The organism is Shimia sp. MMG029, from assembly GCF_027947445.1.
In the GTDB taxonomy this organism is placed as follows: Bacteria; Pseudomonadota; Alphaproteobacteria; order Rhodobacterales; family Rhodobacteraceae; genus Shimia.
Genome location: NZ_JAQJIM010000002.1, coordinates 360,212 through 376,625, shown reverse-complemented (window position 1 = coordinate 376,625; position 16,414 = coordinate 360,212). Strand labels below are relative to the sequence as shown.

11 protein-coding genes are annotated in these 16,414 nt (G+C 56.2%); 4 read left to right on the top strand and 7 right to left on the bottom strand.

Features of this window, described 5'->3' with window-relative positions; translation table 11 throughout:
- Positions 1–50: 50 nt before the first annotated feature.
- From arfB to PJL69_RS08530, 6 genes are all read right to left on the bottom strand, one after another.
- Complete coding sequence (gene arfB, locus PJL69_RS08555; protein ID WP_209097177.1) at positions 51–476, bottom strand: alternative ribosome rescue aminoacyl-tRNA hydrolase ArfB; 426 nt, start codon at positions 474–476, stop codon at positions 51–53.
- Between the two features lie 370 nt (positions 477–846).
- The gene (locus PJL69_RS08550) at positions 847–1,482 is read right to left on the bottom strand and encodes a queuosine precursor transporter (RefSeq protein ID WP_271309273.1); all 636 of its coding nucleotides are present in this window, start codon (positions 1,480–1,482) and stop codon (positions 847–849) included.
- 96 nt (positions 1,483–1,578) lie between these two features.
- Positions 1,579–2,484 (bottom strand): esterase-like activity of phytase family protein, encoded by a 906-nt coding sequence (locus PJL69_RS08545; protein ID WP_271309272.1) that lies wholly within the window; start codon positions 2,482–2,484, stop codon positions 1,579–1,581.
- On the bottom strand, positions 2,457–3,272 hold the full coding sequence (gene mepA, locus PJL69_RS08540) for a penicillin-insensitive murein endopeptidase (protein ID WP_271309414.1): 816 nt from the start codon (positions 3,270–3,272) through the stop codon (positions 2,457–2,459). The genes PJL69_RS08545 and mepA overlap by 28 nt, the downstream gene beginning before the upstream one ends.
- Positions 3,273–3,358: 86 nt before the next feature.
- Positions 3,359–4,720: an MFS transporter gene (locus tag PJL69_RS08535; RefSeq protein WP_271309271.1), complete on the bottom strand. Its 1,362-nt coding sequence runs from the start codon at positions 4,718–4,720 to the stop codon at positions 3,359–3,361.
- Between the two features lie 56 nt (positions 4,721–4,776).
- Entirely contained in the window at positions 4,777–5,313 is a 537-nt protein-coding gene (locus PJL69_RS08530) for an acyl-CoA thioesterase (RefSeq protein WP_271309270.1), read from the bottom strand.
- Positions 5,314–5,438: 125 nt separating this feature from the next.
- Here PJL69_RS08530 and PJL69_RS08525 point away from each other — a divergent pair, with 125 nt between their 5' ends.
- The 3 genes from PJL69_RS08525 (at position 5,439) to yaaA (ending at position 8,646) form a co-directional block, all read left to right on the top strand.
- On the top strand, positions 5,439–5,720 hold the full coding sequence (locus PJL69_RS08525) for a YggT family protein (protein WP_209097171.1): 282 nt from the start codon (positions 5,439–5,441) through the stop codon (positions 5,718–5,720).
- A gap of 80 nt (positions 5,721–5,800) precedes the next feature.
- A complete protein-coding gene (gene recQ / locus PJL69_RS08520; protein WP_271309269.1) occupies positions 5,801–7,840 on the top strand; it encodes a DNA helicase RecQ in 2,040 nt (679 codons plus the stop codon).
- Positions 7,841–7,869: 29 nt separating this feature from the next.
- The gene (gene yaaA / locus PJL69_RS08515) at positions 7,870–8,646 is read left to right on the top strand and encodes a peroxide stress protein YaaA (protein WP_271309268.1); all 777 of its coding nucleotides are present in this window, start codon (positions 7,870–7,872) and stop codon (positions 8,644–8,646) included.
- A gap of 6 nt (positions 8,647–8,652) precedes the next feature.
- Here the strand turns inward: yaaA and PJL69_RS08510 are convergent, their stop codons facing one another.
- Positions 8,653–10,833, bottom strand: a complete 2,181-nt coding sequence (locus PJL69_RS08510) for a response regulator (protein WP_271309267.1) — start codon at positions 10,831–10,833, stop codon at positions 8,653–8,655.
- 144 nt (positions 10,834–10,977) lie between these two features.
- On the opposite strand from PJL69_RS08510, the gene PJL69_RS08505 reads away from it, so the two are divergent.
- Complete coding sequence (locus PJL69_RS08505; RefSeq protein ID WP_271309266.1) at positions 10,978–16,413, top strand: alpha-2-macroglobulin family protein; 5,436 nt, start codon at positions 10,978–10,980, stop codon at positions 16,411–16,413.
- The last annotated feature ends 1 nt before the right edge of the window (position 16,414 follow it).

The window sequence follows — 16,414 nt, the reverse complement described above, 5'->3', positions numbered from 1 at the left end:
CCAAGCGGGGTTTTGTGGTAATTTCGTAATGGCACGACGCGTGGTTGGGTTCAGCTGTCCTCGCCGCGGATTTTGCCGCGCATGGATTTCACCTCGCCCCGTTCCTTTTTGGCCTTCAGCCGCCGTTGCTGACTGCCATAGGTGGGTTTGGTTTTGATCCGGCGTTTGGGTGCCACCAGCGCTTTGCGGATCAACTCGGCCAGACGCTCGCGCGCGATGTCGCGGTTGCGGGATTGGCTGCGGGTTTCATCACATTGCAGGATCAGCGCGCCGTCTTTTGTCCAGCGACGTCCGGCCAGACGTTTCAGCCGTGCCTTGATCGGCGCGGTCAGATTCGGCGAGCGCGCCGCCTCAAATCGCAGTTCAACAGCGGTGGAGACCTTGTTCACATTCTGCCCGCCGGGCCCACTGGCACGGACGAACTGTTCGGTCAGCTCCCAGTCCTCAATCGTGATGTCATCGCTGATTCTCAGCATGGGGCTCCCCGCGTTGCGCGGCCGGTGGGTTAAGATCTGTGCTTTTCTATGCGCCCAAAAATTCCACCTACGCAATACAGTCGCAATACCGACGCAATACCGATGTGGGGTTTTTGCCGATAAAAGCGGTTAACACGCCAGCAAAAAGGGCTGCTTCCCGCGTTGGAAACAGCCCTTCGAGATGATTGGAGGTGCGCCGGTTAGGTCAACACCAATTCGGATCTTATGTCAGCCAAGGGCTGCCTCAGCTGCACTCCTTCCAAACTGTTCCGACTCCGTTCTCCATAGCTTCTCTAGACAATGGGCACCTCCTTTCAGATTGTTTCGCGTATCTTCAGCCTGCCACAGGTTGGAGATATGTCAAACAAAATCATGTGGTGCGCGCAGTCAAAGACCCCACGATGATGCGGAATGGCACAAGAGCGAGCAAAGCAAGCGATAGTTTGACCATCCAATCAGCAAATCCAAGACTGACCCACAGAGGGGCCACTGGACCAGCGCCCAGAAGCGGCAGCATTTCACCGGCCCAGCTCACGTCGTTGCCAGATTCGATGAAGGAGAGTGCGCCGCTAAAGGCAATGGTGAAGAAAATCGCGGTATCCAGCGAAGAGCCGATCAGCGTGGACGCCAGCGGCGCCCGCCACCAAGCTCCATTGCGCAGGCGATCAAAGATAGCAACATCAAGCAGTTGCGCGGTCAGGAACGCCAAACCAGAGCCAATCGCAATCCGCAGCGTCACGGCCGGATAGGTGAAGCCATCGCCTTCCAGCATGATCTTTGTACCGATAAAGGAGCAGATCACACCAACGATGAAGCCGACCAGAACCACACGGCGCGCAGCGGAAACGCCGTACACCCGGTTCATCACATCGGTCACAAGGAAAGCGAGAGGATAGGTAAATGCACCCCATGTCAGCCATTGGCCATAAAGGAACTGCACAAGGATGTTGGAGGCCACCACGATGGCAGCCATGGCAAGAATGCCAGGAAGATAGGTCTTGTTCATAAGCTTTAGCCCGTTTTGACAAGGTAGCGGCGACTTGGCCCCACGCGCATCGCAGGACGTCAGGCGTGTATAAGTGAGGAGAGGGCAAATCAAGTTTTATTGAGGAATGACATATTCCACAATTTCTGTACGCTGGATCAGTCTGAAGTTGTCATCCGAGATCATGGTAAGACGAATGCGCCCATCACTGTCGCGCCAGACCGAAATGCCTTCGAGGTTGTCATGGCCACCTATGCCATTGCGAAACAGGAGTTTTTCATCGTTTGCCTCGGTGCCATCGATACGGAAACTGCGGGCACGCGTGCGGAAACCGATCCCGTTGAAGCCACGTTCGAGAACATAGAATCTGCCATCCGGTCCGAAATCAGCACCCACGGGTTGAAACTTTGCATCCCGGCTCAAAGTAAAGGCAGGGTGCCAGTGAGACCCCAGTAGCGTGTAGACCTGAATGCGATTCGTGTCCTCGACAGCGGCTTCTGGCATTGCAAACAGTCTCCCATCGCTGCTGACAGCGAGCGCTTCAAAGCCTGAGTTCGCTGCCATGGTCTTGAACCACGCATCTCGAGGAAGTGGGGCAGGCAGCGCATCTGGGGATGCCCTGCGTTCCAGCCGATGGTGCCCCTCATAGGAAACGACCAATTGCCCGCTCGGAAGCTGCGCCAACCCTTCGCTATCGCGACGGGTCGGTTGCGCCGGAAAGGCGCCCTCTGGGTTCAGAAGTTTGAATTGTGTGACATTGACCAAACCAACAATGTCGCCACGCGCACGTGAAATATCGGCGGCCACAATGTGGCCTCTGTCAGAAATGGTCACCAGCCGCGTCCCGTCGTCAGACACTTCAAGGCCTGAAAACCCGCCGAACCAGCCCTCATGTATTTGCCAGCGATAGGTCGACAGGTGGTCCGCCTCACCAGTCTTTGGGTTGCCCGCTTCCGCCCAAAGCGCAAATCCCGCAGAAAGCGTGAGGCAGGCAACTATTGAGATTGCAAGACGGCGATACATTGGCGAGGCAGATCTGTCATTTGAAGGTCACGGCGTGGTTTCGGCTTGGGCGCATTGGGATCTGGCGGTGGCGGCGGCGGTGGGAAGAGAATGTCCTGCACCCATTTTCTGGCATCATCACAGCCGTCACCTGCTGGCGGAGGATCTTGATTGATGCATCCTTGCGTCCCTGCTGGGCAATTCAGGCGCACATGGAAGTGATAGTGATGCCCCCACCACGGTCTGATCTTCCTAAGCCAAGCGCGATCGCCTTTTTCGTCCTCGCACATTTGCACCTTTGCGCCGGGAAACACAAAAATCCGGGCCACGCGAGAGTCCTTCGCAGCGGCCCTCAGGATCTCGTGGTGCTGTCGCGTCCAGCTGCTGTTGACATAAGCCCCATTGCTGCGCCGCATGGATGTCGAGGAAATACTCTCGCGTTCACCGACACTTAGATTGAGCCGATCCGCCGGTCGCATCCAGATATCCACATCAAGACCAAGCTGGTGGCTACGGTGACCTGACAACATCGGCCCGCCGCGGGGCTGGCTGATGTCTCCAATGTAAAGGCCGTTCCACCCCGGCTGCTGGGCAGCTTTAACGGAGAGGTCCTGAATGTAGGAGATCGTTTCAGGATGGCCCCAATTGCGGTTTCTTGAAAGCCGCATCGCTTGCCAGGTTGGGCCCGTTTCAGCAAGTTCAGCACCGCCTGCAAGGCATCCTTTTGCATAGCTGCCAAAGGATGCACTGCTTTGATTTGAACCATCAGACTTTGCGCCAAACAATTGTTTGGCGGCAATCCCTTGCATTGTCGCGGGCACTTCTTGCTGCGTCGAAACCGCAAGTGTGGGTTTTGTATCCGTATCGCTCTGACAGGCTATCAGGCCAAACAGTGTTAGGAGGATGAGGAGGCGCGGCCCCATTTTGCATGATCTCCTTCTGGGTCAACCCAGCGTAGCAGGATCAGGCCTAACAAGAAAAGAGCGATGAGCGGCGTGACGCCAATCTGTTGGCTGCCTGATACCGTGGTCATGATACCGATCAAAAATGGGGCGATGAAAGACGTGGCTTTGCCCGCCAGAGCATAGAGACCAAAAGACTCTGCAGTGCGTTCCGGAATGGCTTGGCGCACCATCATTGTGCGGCTTGCGGACTGAATCACACCGCCCGCCGCGCCAATCACGATGCCCAGCACATAGAAGGCATAGTCTGGCAGTTTGGACTGAGGCTCCACGGCGATGCCCAAAACGCTTTCTCTCGACACAAAGATGGTCGCAATTGCGACCCCACAGAGCATCAGGATACAGGTTTTGATCACCGGCTTTGGGCCAAATTGTGTGTCAGCCTTCCCGCCAAGCCACGCAAAAATAGCGCCGGAAATGATTGCCAGAATGCCGAAGATGCCCACATCCACAACCGACCAGTTCAGCACGCCCGCCGCATAGATGCCTCCGAAAGTATACATGCCATTGAGGGCGTCGCGGTAAAACATTGAGCTGCCAAGATAGGCAAAGAGGGACGGCGTTTTGGGCAGGCTGCGGACCGTTCCCCAAACATTGGTAAGTGCTTTGCCCACGGCGCCTTTTCTAGGCTTGGTCGGCCGCGGATCGCGAACCCAAAGCACAAAGGGGATCATGAAAATGGCATACCAGATTGCCGTAAGAGGACCGACAACGCGGGTGCCTTCGCGTTGCTCTGCATCCAGACCAAACATTGGGTCCAGACCTATCAGCGTTTTGCCGCTCTTTGCGTCTTCGGCAAATAAGGTGAGCATGATCACAAGCGCGATCAGACCGCCCACATAGCCAAAGGCCCAACCATTTCCTGAAATCCGTCCGATTTCTTCCTTGCTGCCAAGATCCGGCAGCATCGAGTTGGTAAAAATTGTGGCGAACTCCATGCCGATCATGCCGATCGCAAAGAGCGTTAATGTCCATGTCAGGTTGAAATTGTCTGGCGCCGCCCACCACAGCCCAAAAGATCCAACCACATACATTACCGAGAACAGCCAGATCCAGCGCAAGCGATTGCCTGAGGTGTCTGACATAGCACCCAACACAGGGGCCAGAACGGCAATGATCACACCTGCGGCGGCAATGCCAAAACCCCATGCTGCTTGTGCTTTCGCGCCATCGCCGATCAAGTCTTTGACATAGGGCGCAAAAATAAAAGTGATCAGGAGCGTGTTATATGGCTGGCTCGCCCAATCAAAAAAGAACCAACCCCAAATGCGCTTGCGCGTCGTTGTTTTTTCCATCCGCATCCCCTTCGGATTTTGACGTCAATTAGACAGGGATACTCAACCAGAGCAAGCTATTCCTGCATGGGGGGCCATGGTCTGGTGGTCTCCGCCTCAATCCAGGCGAGGATCCATTCCGGCGCAGGAGGCGGGCTTTCTGCACTGCCAAGCGCTTCCATCACACGCGCCGGTGATACGATGCCATTTCGATCTGTCACTGCCGCACGATATAGCGCGTGGTTTGCGCACTCCCCATTTTGTTTCCACATCGATTGTTCGATGTAGACAAAGCGCTCATCCCAGAAAGCGGTTCGACTGCGCATCTCGATTTTCTCAAATGTGCGAATGCGGCGGCGGTAGCGCACAGACGCACCCGCCATGGTGAGGCTCCATTTGTTTTGGCGGAGAACAGGTACGAGCCCGATGCGGCTGGCCAATGGGATGCGCCCCAGATCAAACAATGTCAGGGTGCGGCCATTGTTGAGTTCCATCCAGAGATCAATATCTGAGGGCCAGCAACGGTGAGAGGACACATGTGTGCCAGTCAGCGGTAAAGGCGCAGCGTTGCGGTATTTGATCAGCTCTTTGACCATGCGCATGATTGGATACATCGGTCTCTCCTTTGGCGCTCTTGAACGGCGCTTTATACGCTTCGTCAACCGACTTCCTCGCGTCAGTCTTGTGCTTTTTGCCCGTCGCGCTTAACTGTGAGCCAATCAAAGCAAAGGAGCCTCTCATGATGGCAATTTACGGTCCGCTGAAGCTGATCTTGGACATCGCCTTCTTCTTTATGCTGGCGCATATCATCATGAGCTGGTTGATCAATTTTCAGGTGCTCAACTTGCGTCAGCCGATTGTGGCGCAAATCTGGACCGGTCTGAACCGTTTGCTGGAGCCAATCTATGAACCTGTCCGCCGGATCTTGCCGGACACGCGGCCTCTGGATCTGGCGCCTTTGGTGGTCTTTGTGATCATCATTTCTCTGCGTGATTACATCCTGCCTGCGATCCTGTTCTAAATCGTTGTTCGGGCTTGAGCCCGCTTGGACACTATGGGACAACTGCTCAGAGCAGATTGCCCAGATAAATAAGGTGAACAATGCGGGCCGCCAGCACCGTTCTCAGTGATGTTTTTGGCTTTGACGCCTTCCGCCCTGGGCAGGAAGAGATCGTCAATGCTGTAGCTACGGGCGAGAATGTCCTGGCCATCATGCCCACGGGTGGCGGTAAATCTCTCTGTTTTCAACTCCCGGCCTTGCTGCGGGATGGTGTCACGGTTGTGATATCCCCGCTGATTGCTCTGATGCGGGATCAAGTGCGTGCGCTGCGGGAAAGCGGTGTTGAGGCCGGCGCGTTGACGTCTGGCAATACCGATGAAGAGACAGCCCAAGTTTGGGACGCAATCGAAGCCGGGCGGCTCAAACTTCTTTATATCGCGCCTGAGAGATTGGCCTCCGGCGCCGCGTTGGGCATGCTGCGCAAGATTGGCGTGAGCCTGATTGCCGTGGATGAGGCCCATTGTGTCAGCCAATGGGGGCATGACTTTCGCCCAGATTATCTACGCATCGGAGAATTGCAGCGCGCGCTGAATGTTCCAATTGCCGCGTTCACCGCCACCGCAGATGCAGAAACGCGCGACGAAATTGTTGAACGCCTGTTCGACGGGCGTACGCCGCAGGTGTTCCTGCACGGTTTTGACCGCCCCAACTTACACCTTGCGTTCGCTGCGAAAGACAACCCGCGCCGCCAGATCCTGCAGTTCGCGGCAGCCCGCAAGGGGCAGTCCGGTATTGTGTATTGCGGGACCCGCGCGAAAACCGAAAGCCTTGCCAAAGCGCTGCGCGAAGACGGTCACCAGGCGCTGTTTTATCACGGGGGCATGGACCCGCAGGAACGGCGTGAAACAGAGGCGACGTTTCAGCGTGAAGATGGCTTGATCGTTGTGGCCACTGTGGCTTTTGGCATGGGGGTAGATAAGCCCGATATCCGTTGGGTGGCCCATGCCGATTTGCCAAAATCCATTGAGGCCTATTATCAGGAAATTGGCCGGGCAGGGCGGGACGGTGCGCCAGCAGAGACCTTTACGCTGTTTGGCCCGGATGACATTCGTCTGCGCCGTTCCCAGATTGATGAGGGGCTTGCCCCGCCGGAGCGCCGCGCCGCAGATCATGCGCGGCTCAACGGGTTGTTGGGGCTGGCCGAAGCGCTGAAGTGCCGTCGTGAACAGTTGCTGAAGTACTTCGGCGAAGATGAGGTCACTTGTGGCAAATGTGACCTCTGCGATACGCCGCCCGAAGTTTTTGACGGCACAGAAGCTGTTCGGAAAGCGCTTTCGGCGATCTTGAGGACAGGCGAGTGGTTTGGCACCGGCCATTTGATCGACATTTTGCTTGGTAATGAAACCGATAAAGTGCGCGAACGCGGCCATGATGCGCTGCCAACCTTTGGGGTGGGCGGCGAATTTGACAAGCGCCAGTGGCAAGCGGTGTTCCGGCAGATGATGGGGCACGATCTGGTGCGACCAAATCCCGAACGCCACGGTGCCCTGACGATGACAGAGCGCGCGCGTCCGGTATTGCGTGATGAAGAACGCGTTGAGCTGCGTCGCGATACCATTCGTGTCACGTCGCGTCGCCCCGCCGCAAAGACACTTGTGAGCGAAGAAAACACCCCGTTGATGTCTGCGCTCAAAGCCAAAAGGCGCGCCTTGGCAGAAGCAGCCAAAGTGCCTGCATATGTGATTTTCCCTGACCGCACATTGGCAGAAATGGCAGAAACACGGCCTGCAGATCTTGATGAGATGGCAAGGGTGAGTGGGGTCGGAGCCAAGAAACTTGCCAATTATGGCGATGCGTTCTTGGAAGTGATCAACGGCGAGGCAGAGCAAATGCACCCCAGCCGCCGTAAAATTGCAGGACGGCAGGATGCTGACCTCTATGACCAATTGTTGGAGGCGCAGTCACAGCTGATGCGTGGCCCTACCGGAATTGACAAACCAATGAGCTGTTCAGCTTCGCTCTTGGCGAAAATCGCGAGCCAAAAGCCGCGTACCTCTCAGGACATGGAGCGATTGCTTGGGGATCGGCGAGCAGACCGATTTGGTGCAGCTTTTCTGGACGTTCTGCATCGAGCGGATTAGAAGAGTTCTAAACCAGATGGAGCTGCCGAATGCTTGTTGTGATTTCTCCGGCCAAACGCCTGAATTGGGACGTTGTTGACGGCCCTGTGACCGCGCCAGATTTTCAGGAAGACGCTGTACGCCTTGCGAAAACAGCGCGGAACCTGACATTGGGTGAGCTGCGCAAGCTGATGGATTTAAGCGAAGATCTGGCGCGCCTGAACCGCGACCGATTTAAAGCGTTTGAGGCAGAGCCCGATGCAGACATGACGCGCCCTGCGGTTCATGCTTTTGCTGGTGATACCTATGTGGGATTGGATGCGGCCAGTCTTGAACCAGAGGAAATGACCTGGGCTCAGGACCATCTGCGCATTTTGTCAGGTTTATATGGTGTGTTGCGGCCGCTGGATGCGATTCAGCCTTATCGGCTGGAGATGGGCAGCCGTCTGAAGACCCGCCGCGGAGCGTCGCTCTATGACTACTGGCGGACTGCTCCGGCAAAGGCCCTGCATGCACAGGCAGAAGCTTTGAATACCGACACGCTCGTCAACTGTGCCAGCCAAGAATACTTTGGAGCGGTGGATCTTAAGGCGTTGAAAATGCGCGTGATCACCCCGGTCTTCATGGAAGAGCGAGATGGCAAAGCCAAAATAGTGTCTTTCTTTGCCAAGAAAGCACGTGGTTCAATGGCGCGCTTTATGATCCACAATCGCATTCAGGATCCCGAAGGGCTTAAGAGCTTTGACTATGGCGGCTATCGTTTTCAGGACGACATGTCAGAAGGGGACCGTTGGGTGTTTCTCAGGGACTACCCTGAAGCCAAGTGAAGGGCGTCAGCTGGCGATTGCCTCTGAATTGTCTTTGAACGGATCAATCGTTTCTTCTGGGTGCATTTCTGAGATCACTTTGAAAATCTCAGATTTGCGCAGGGGTTTTGTCAGGTAGCGATCCAACCCGTTACTGAGCACATGCTCTTCGTCGCCTTCATTGGCCAATGCTGTGAGCGCCACAATTGGGGTCCGGCGGTTGTTGTTTGTCTCCAGCGCCCGGATCTTCTTTGTGGCCTCGGTGCCATCCATACGTGGCATGGAAATGTCCATAAAGATAAGGTCCGGTGAGTAAGAAACGTACCGCTCCACCGCCTCGACACCGTCATGCGCAAACATCAATTCGATGTCGAGTGGCTTGAGCAATTTCTCCAACACCAAGCGGTTGGTTTTGTTGTCCTCTGCTGACAGAATGCGCATGCGTCGCCGGGCACTTGAATTGCCTGGAATGCTGTTGTTGGGGCTGGCCAAAGCCGCCTTTGCAATTCCGAGATTCAGCTCTGCGCGGGAACCGGGTTTGGGCAGCAGGCTTTTGATAAGCCCGAGGTCATCAACATCCGCGAAACTGTTGGGATCAGAGGTCAACGCAACAATGGGCGTCGCCAAATTCTGCTCAAGCATGTCACGGTTCAACTGTCGGGCATCAATGTCGCCCGCCGCATGATCTGCCAAAATCAGGTCCACATGAGGTGCAAGCAACATTGCCTGCGACTGATCTGTGCAGATCGTTACCGTTGCGCCCATTTGCTCAAGCTGCTTTCTGAGCAGATCGCTGTTCACTTCGGTGTCGGAGGCAACGAGCACATGCTGAATATTGTCGGGCAGTGGGATGGGAAGATGATCGCAGTCTTCTTCGATCGGTAGCGTCAGTCGGAACCCAAAAGACGTACCCATGCCCAATGCGGATTCGACCCAAATTTCGCCGGACATCAGGTTGACCAACTGTTTTGTCAGTGCAAGACCAAGCCCAGTGCCTTCGAATTCACGGTTTTGGCTTGTATCGACCTGATTGAATTCTCCGAAGATGTGTTCCAGCTGTTCGTCTGCAATACCGATGCCTGTATCCTCAACTGTGATATGCAACACAGCGTTAGACCCATCGTTTGTGATTACGCCAACAACCCGCACCAAGACATGGCCGGTGTGTGTAAACTTCACTCCGTTTCCAACAAGATGCGTGAGAATTTGACGGAAGCGTCCAATGTCGCCAACAAATTGGGTTGGCAGGAACAGGTCGTAGTCGACCAGCAATTCGAGCCCACGTTCGCGGGCAGACACCTGATGCAGCGTCATTACCTCATGGATGCAACGCTCCAGATCGAAGGTCTCATTGCGCAGCCCGACATTTTCGGTGCCCAGTTTTGAATAGTCCAAGACATCGTTGATGATGTTCAGCAGTGCCTCGCCCGAGTTCTTGATGGTTGATGCAAACAAACGCTGTTCTTCAGTCAGCGTTGTGTCCATCAACAGGCTGGCCATCCCGACAACACCGTTCATTGGTGTCCGTAGTTCATGGCTCATATTGGCCAAGAACGCAGATTTGGCCTGGCTCGCCGCTTCGGCTTCATGCTGCGCACGCTGCAACTCCGCTTCGTTGCGAACCGACTCTGTGATGTTCATGGCCAAGCTGGCCCGGTCATTCCCGAGGTCGCGTTGATCGATGAGCTTCAGAAACTCTTCATTCCAAAGCTGAACGATCACAGGTTCTGGCTCTTCTGCGTGCCAGCGCTGCTCCATCATCGTGCACCAGTCTTCCGGAGAGGTGTCTTCGAGAATAAACAGCCCTTCATGTGCCGCAAATTCCATGATCTCTTGATAAGACACGCCCGGTTTTATGTGGTCGGCACCCTCAAACATTGCCAGATAGCTGGGATTGGCGGCAATCATTTTGCCGCTGTCGTCAAAGAAGGCAAAGCCATCTCGGATTGTGGAAAGGGAATGCCACAGACGTCTTTCTGCCTTATCTGCGCGTTCCTGAGCTGTTTCCAGATCAGACCGAAACTTGTTGTTCTCTTTGGTAACAGTCTCAACTGTCGCGCGGGCTTCCACAATTTCGTTTGAGAGTTGCGCAGCATGTTTGCCCAACTTGCGGTTGGCGGCATAAAGCTCACGCTTTTTCAACTCTAACAAGCGTTCTGCCGCCAAACGGGCACGCCGTTCGTCAGCAAGTTTTTGCGCCAGCGACATACGCCGATCCTCAAGCCGTCTTATCGTTAGAGGCCATATTCCTGTCAGTCGATGAACATCTGCTTAATACCGGGATGTGTTTGCATCGTTGCAATGCAGGTTTGTGACATGGCACGATCAAGTTATTGATTGTTGGAGAATAGAATGCTGCGGATTTTAGCAATTGGGCTGTTTGCGATGGCGGGAACGGCGGCGAAAGCACAAGAAAGCTATGTGCCGGAGAAGCGCCTGGTGGTGAGTCGCGATGTCGATTTCTACGGATCCGATTTGCAAAACCTGTTTGATACAACTTATGAGGCTTGCGCACAGACCTGCCTCAGCAGGCCAGAATGTGTGGCTTTTACGTTCAACCAGCGCTCCAATGCGTGTTTTCCAAAATCTGAAGTCAATGAGCGGCAGCCCTACGATGGTGCCGTGTCGGCTGAGGTGTTTTCGGCTTCGGATACAATCCTGAAGACAGCTCGGGCTCGGGGCAAAGATTTGGGGTTCCTTTCCGAGAATGATCTTACTCGTGCCAAAGACCTCGCTGCCAACATCGGGCGCAGGCACGCAGGCGGCCCTTGGGCGGTTGCTGATATGCTTCAGGCGGCCAAAGAGCGGCGCGCCGAAGGCAACATGTTGAGCGCAATGCGTTGGACAGGTGGCGCGCTGAGCAAAGCGGATCGCAGTGACCTTTGGCTGGAGTATGGTCGGCTCAATGCTGGTTTGCGCGGTGATCGCACTTCTGAGACGCGAAGGTATCAAGAGCAAGCTTACCTTGCCTCTATAAATGCATACCTGCGCGCCACCTCAGACGCGGAGCAAGTGAACGCTTTGGTGTTGATGGCCGAGCGTCTGGAAGACCAAGACCGGGGCAAAGCGGTGCTGCGTAGCCTGCGTCTTGCCGAGACGATCAACCCACGCAGTGAGATTCTGGAGAAACTGGAAGATGCCATTGGAAAATACGGTTTTCGCGTCTCTGATCACCAAGTTGAAAGCGACTTGGAAGCCCCGCGCTTGTGCGCGGAATTCAACGAAGCGCTCATCGAGGCCGGTCAGGATTACACGCCTTACGTGAAATTGCCCGATGCCCGATTGGCACTTCGTGTGGAAGAGCGGCGTATCTGCGTGGAAGGTTTGGCACACGGGCAGGACATTCAGGTCACCTTCAGGGAAGGGCTGCCGGCAAAAAGCGGGGAGAGCCTTGTACGCGACACCGATGTCCGTGCGTATGTACGCGATCGAAGCCCGCGCGTTGCGTTTGCAGGCAGAGCTTATGTTTTGCCGCGCAGTTCTGATGCGGGGATACCCATTGAGACTGTTAACCTCAACGAAGTGTCCCTGACGCTTCAGCGGGTGAACGATCGCAATATTTTGCGTGCCATGCAGGACGGGTATTTTGGGCAACCTCTGAGCTATTGGCAGATGGAGGACTTTGATCGTGATGTTGCAGAAACCGTATGGACCGGCACTGGACAAGTAGAAAACACGCTCAATCAGACCATGACAACGCGCCTGCCAATGGCTGATCTGGTCGCTGGACAGGCTGCAGGTGTCTACGCACTGACGGCGGATGTGCCGGGCGCCGACAAATATGATGAAACATCGGCGACGCAGTGGTTTCTTCTGTCTGACATCGGGATTTCGAGCTTAAGTGGCAGCGACGGTTTGCACGTGTTTGTGCGACAGCTGTCCGATGCAGGGGCGTTAAGCGGTGCGACGGTCACGTTGCTGTCGCGCGCCAATCGCATTTTGGCGGAGGAAGTGGCTGACAATGAGGGGTATGCTGTTTTTGATGCAGGTCTGACCCGTGGTGCCGGCAGCGCGTCGCCTGCACTGCTTATGGTGCAAAAGGGTGATGATTTTTCTTTCCTGTCCCTGACAGACCCTGCCTTTGATTTGTCAGATCGCGGTGTTGAAGGACGCCCCGCTACGCCGCCAATTGATGTCTATGTCACCACAGATCGCGGGGCCTATCGTGTGGGTGAGACGATTTATGTGACCGCCTTGGCGCGCGGTGATCGTGCCCAGGCGCTGCCGGCCTTGCCCTTGACGGCCATTCTCACGCGTCCGGATGGTGTGGAATACAGTCGCCGGATTTCCGTTGATGGTGTCGCTGGCGGGCATGTTTTTGAACTGCCCCTAGGCGCAACTGTGCCGCGTGGGCGCTGGTCACTGGCGCTTAAGTCCGATCTGGAAGCGCCTGCCTTGGCGACAGCCAAGGTGCTTGTTGAAGACTTCCTGCCTGAGCGGATCGACTTTGACCTGACCCCGCCAGATGGTGCTTTTGACGTGCAAAATCCGAGCCCATTGGCGCTAAGTGCCAGATACCTTTTTGGCGCTCCTGCTGCCAATCTGGATGTGGAAGGGCAGGTGACACTGAAAGCGCGCGACACGCTTGAGGAATATCCGGGCTTCCGTTTCGGCCGTTATGATCTGCCGTTTTATGGCCAGACCGAGTATTTCTCTGGCGATGTGACAGACAGCAAAGGTCAGGCAGATATCTTTGTGCCATTGCCGGAGCAAGAGGCCAAAGGCCGTGCCCTGATTGCGGAGGTGGCCGTACGCGTGTTGGAAGGGTCTGGCAGACCAGTGGAACGCCGCATTGGCCATCCGGTCGCCGCGACAACACCGATGGTGGGGATCAAGCCGCGTTTTGGCGAGGACGTTGTGCCGGAAGGCAGCCAGGCCAGCTTTGAGCTCCTTGCGCTTGATGCCGATCTGACCCCCGCCGCCATGCCTGTCAATTGGGCCGTGAACCGTCTGCGCACGCATTACCAGTGGTATCAGCTCAATGGCGGCTGGGAGTGGGAGCCCACAACCACGCGCGAGGTTGTGGCGAGCGGGTCCGTAACGCTCGACGGTGCGCCGTTGGAGGTCAGCGCAGATGTTGATTGGGGCCGCTATGAGATCGTTGTGACCCAAGACGGCGGTGACTATGTTTCCACCGCGATCACGTTTGATGCGGGGTGGTACGCGCCTGTTGATGCGACCGAAACCCCCGATACGCTTGAGTTGTCTCTGGATGCAAAGCGTTATCGCAGTGGCGAGGCCGCGCAGTTGCGCCTTGTGCCGCGTTATGCCGGGACAGCCTTGATTTCTGTGATGTCCAACCGGCTCATCGCGATGAAAACCGTTGAGGTCCAGGAGGGCGAGAACCTGATCGACCTGGATGTGACAGACGAATGGGGGGCGGGCGCTTATGTCACCGCATCTGTCATTCGGGCCGGGAACGCGCCAGCAGGGCAAAACCCTGCACGTGCGCTTGGTTTGCAATATGCGCAGGTCGATCCGGAAGAAAAGCAGCTAGCGGTGACTATCGCTGCACCTGATGTGATGGATCCGCGCGGTCCACTTGATGTGGCGCTGCAAGTGGATGGCGTGAAACCTGGCGAAACGGCCTATGTGACTTTGGCAGCTGTGGATGTTGGGATTCTCAACCTCACCAGTTTTGAAAGTCCTGATCCGTCGGGACATTACTTTGGTCAACGCCGATTGGGTATGGAGGTCCGCGATGTCTATGGTCGCCTGATCAACGGCTTGAGTGGGGCCATGGGGCGCTTGCGGTCTGGTGGTGATGCCAATGCGGCAGGAGATTTTGACTCGCCGCCGCCAACCGAAGAATTGGTTGCCTACTTTAGCGGTGTTGTCACGGTTGGCGAGGATGGGGCTGCGAATGTGCAGTTTGATATCCCCGAATTCAACGGCTCGGTGCGCTTGATGGCGGTTGCGTGGTCTCAAACAGGCGTTGGCCAGGCAGAGGCTGAGGTGCTGGTGCGTGATCCGGTTGTTGTGACGGCCAGCTTGCCGCGGTTCCTTGCGCCGGGTGATCAGAGCCGGTTGCTGTTGGAGTTTGTTCATGCCGAAGGTGCCGCTGGCCGGATGGGACTAGATGTGGAAGCCGCGAGCGTTGCCCTTGATGCGGCTGCGATTCCTTCGGGGTTTGATCTCGCTGCGCAGGGGACACAGAGCTTCTCTATTCCGCTCACCGCGCTGGAAACTGGCGATCATGCTGTGCGGGTTTCGCTGACGACACCCGATGGTAAGACCTTGGTCAAATCTCTCACGCTGCCCGTGCGGGCCAATGATCCGGCGGTGAGCGAAACTCGGCAACTCACGCTGGCCGCAGGTGAAACACTGTCGTTGGGGGAGGATTTGTTCGCCGACCTACGCGTTGGTAGTGCGGAAGCGGTGGTATCCTCTGGCGCGCTGTCGCGCTTTGATGCGCCGGGCTTGCTGCAGGCGCTGGACCGTTACCCCTATGGCTGCACTGAGCAGGTGACCTCTCAAACCCTACCGCTGCTCTATTTTGAAGATGTGGCAAGTGGTTTGGGGCTTGGAGTGGATCAAGATATTGATGCACGCGTAGCTGAGGCGATCTCGCTTGTTTTGACGCGTCAGGCGAGCAATGGCAGCTTTGGTCTTTGGCGTCCTGAGTCCGGTGACTTCTGGCTCGATGCTTATGTCACTGACTTTCTGTCGCGCGCACGCGCGCAGGGGCATGCGGTTCCTGATCCGGCATTCAAGCAGGCGATGAACAACCTGCGCAATCGTGTGAACTATGCCCCGGATTTTGACAGCGGTGGCGAGGACTTGGCTTATGCCCTGATGGTGCTGGCACGTGAAGGTGCCGCTGCTATGGGCGATCTGCGCTACTACGCCGATGTGAAAGGGACAGCTTTTGCCACGCCGCTGGCTGCTGCGCAGTTGGGAGCAGCCTTGGCGCTTTATGGTGATCAGATGCGTGCGGACGAAATGTTCCGCACGGCAGCGCGTAAGATCGAAGCGCAGGAGGGTCGCGAAGAGACACCGCTTTGGCGCGTCGATTATGGCACCGACCTGCGCGATGCTGCAGGCGCGGTTGCGCTGGCGGTTGCAGCCGGTAGTGAGGCGATCGATATAGACGGCTTGCTGCACCAAGTGGCCGCGGATAGGCCGGAGCGATCCACTCAAGAGGCGGTGTGGTCGCTGATGGCGGCGCATGCGTTGACTGAGGATGAACGTCCCAATGGGCTGATTCTGAATGGGAAAGCGTTGAATGGGCCGCTTTTGCAGCGTTTGAAGGATCAAGATGTGTCACAAGAGGTCGCCCTTACGAACGCGGGCGACGTGCCCCAGGTCGTGACTGTGACCACCGTGGGTGTGCCAACCTATCCAACGGAGGCGCGGTCCTATGGCTATCGGCTTGAACGCGCATATTTTTCTTTGGAGGGTCAACCTGTTGAGCTCGAAACAGTACGCGCTGGAGAGCGCTTTGTGACTGTGCTGACAGTTGCGCCAGCAAGCGACGGTGGGGCGCGTTTGATGGTCAATGACCCATTGCCGGCAGGTTTTGAAATCGACAATCCCAACCTGCTGGCGGCGGGGGATTTGCGTGACATGGATTGGCTGCAACCTGTGGAGGCGGCCAACACTGAGTTCCGCGCAGATCGCTTTCTGGCGGCGGTGGATTGGCGTTCGGCGGAGCCGTTTCAACTGGCTTATATGGTGCGTGCTGTAAGTCCCGGCAGCTACCACCATCCAGCGGCGTCTGTTGAAGACATGTATCGCCCGCAGTACCGCGCCAACACCGCGGCGTCGCGTTTGGTTGTGACCGAATAAC

Coding starts and splice junctions, on each gene's coding strand:
- arfB (WP_209097177.1), bottom strand. CDS start 476: ATGCTGAGAATCAGCGATGACATCACGATTGAGGACTGGGAGCTGACC.
- PJL69_RS08535 (WP_271309271.1), bottom strand. CDS start 4,720: ATGGAAAAAACAACGACGCGCAAGCGCATTTGGGGTTGGTTCTTTTTT.
- PJL69_RS08505 (WP_271309266.1), top strand. CDS start 10,978: ATGCTGCGGATTTTAGCAATTGGGCTGTTTGCGATGGCGGGAACGGCG.
- PJL69_RS08530 (WP_271309270.1), bottom strand. CDS start 5,313: ATGTATCCAATCATGCGCATGGTCAAAGAGCTGATCAAATACCGCAAC.
- mepA (WP_271309414.1), bottom strand. CDS start 3,272: ATGCAAGGGATTGCCGCCAAACAATTGTTTGGCGCAAAGTCTGATGGT.
- recQ (WP_271309269.1), top strand. CDS start 5,801: ATGCGGGCCGCCAGCACCGTTCTCAGTGATGTTTTTGGCTTTGACGCC.
- PJL69_RS08510 (WP_271309267.1), bottom strand. CDS start 10,833: ATGTCGCTGGCGCAAAAACTTGCTGACGAACGGCGTGCCCGTTTGGCG.
- PJL69_RS08525 (WP_209097171.1), top strand. CDS start 5,439: ATGATGGCAATTTACGGTCCGCTGAAGCTGATCTTGGACATCGCCTTC.
- PJL69_RS08545 (WP_271309272.1), bottom strand. CDS start 2,484: ATGTATCGCCGTCTTGCAATCTCAATAGTTGCCTGCCTCACGCTTTCT.
- yaaA (WP_271309268.1), top strand. CDS start 7,870: ATGCTTGTTGTGATTTCTCCGGCCAAACGCCTGAATTGGGACGTTGTT.
- PJL69_RS08550 (WP_271309273.1), bottom strand. CDS start 1,482: ATGAACAAGACCTATCTTCCTGGCATTCTTGCCATGGCTGCCATCGTG.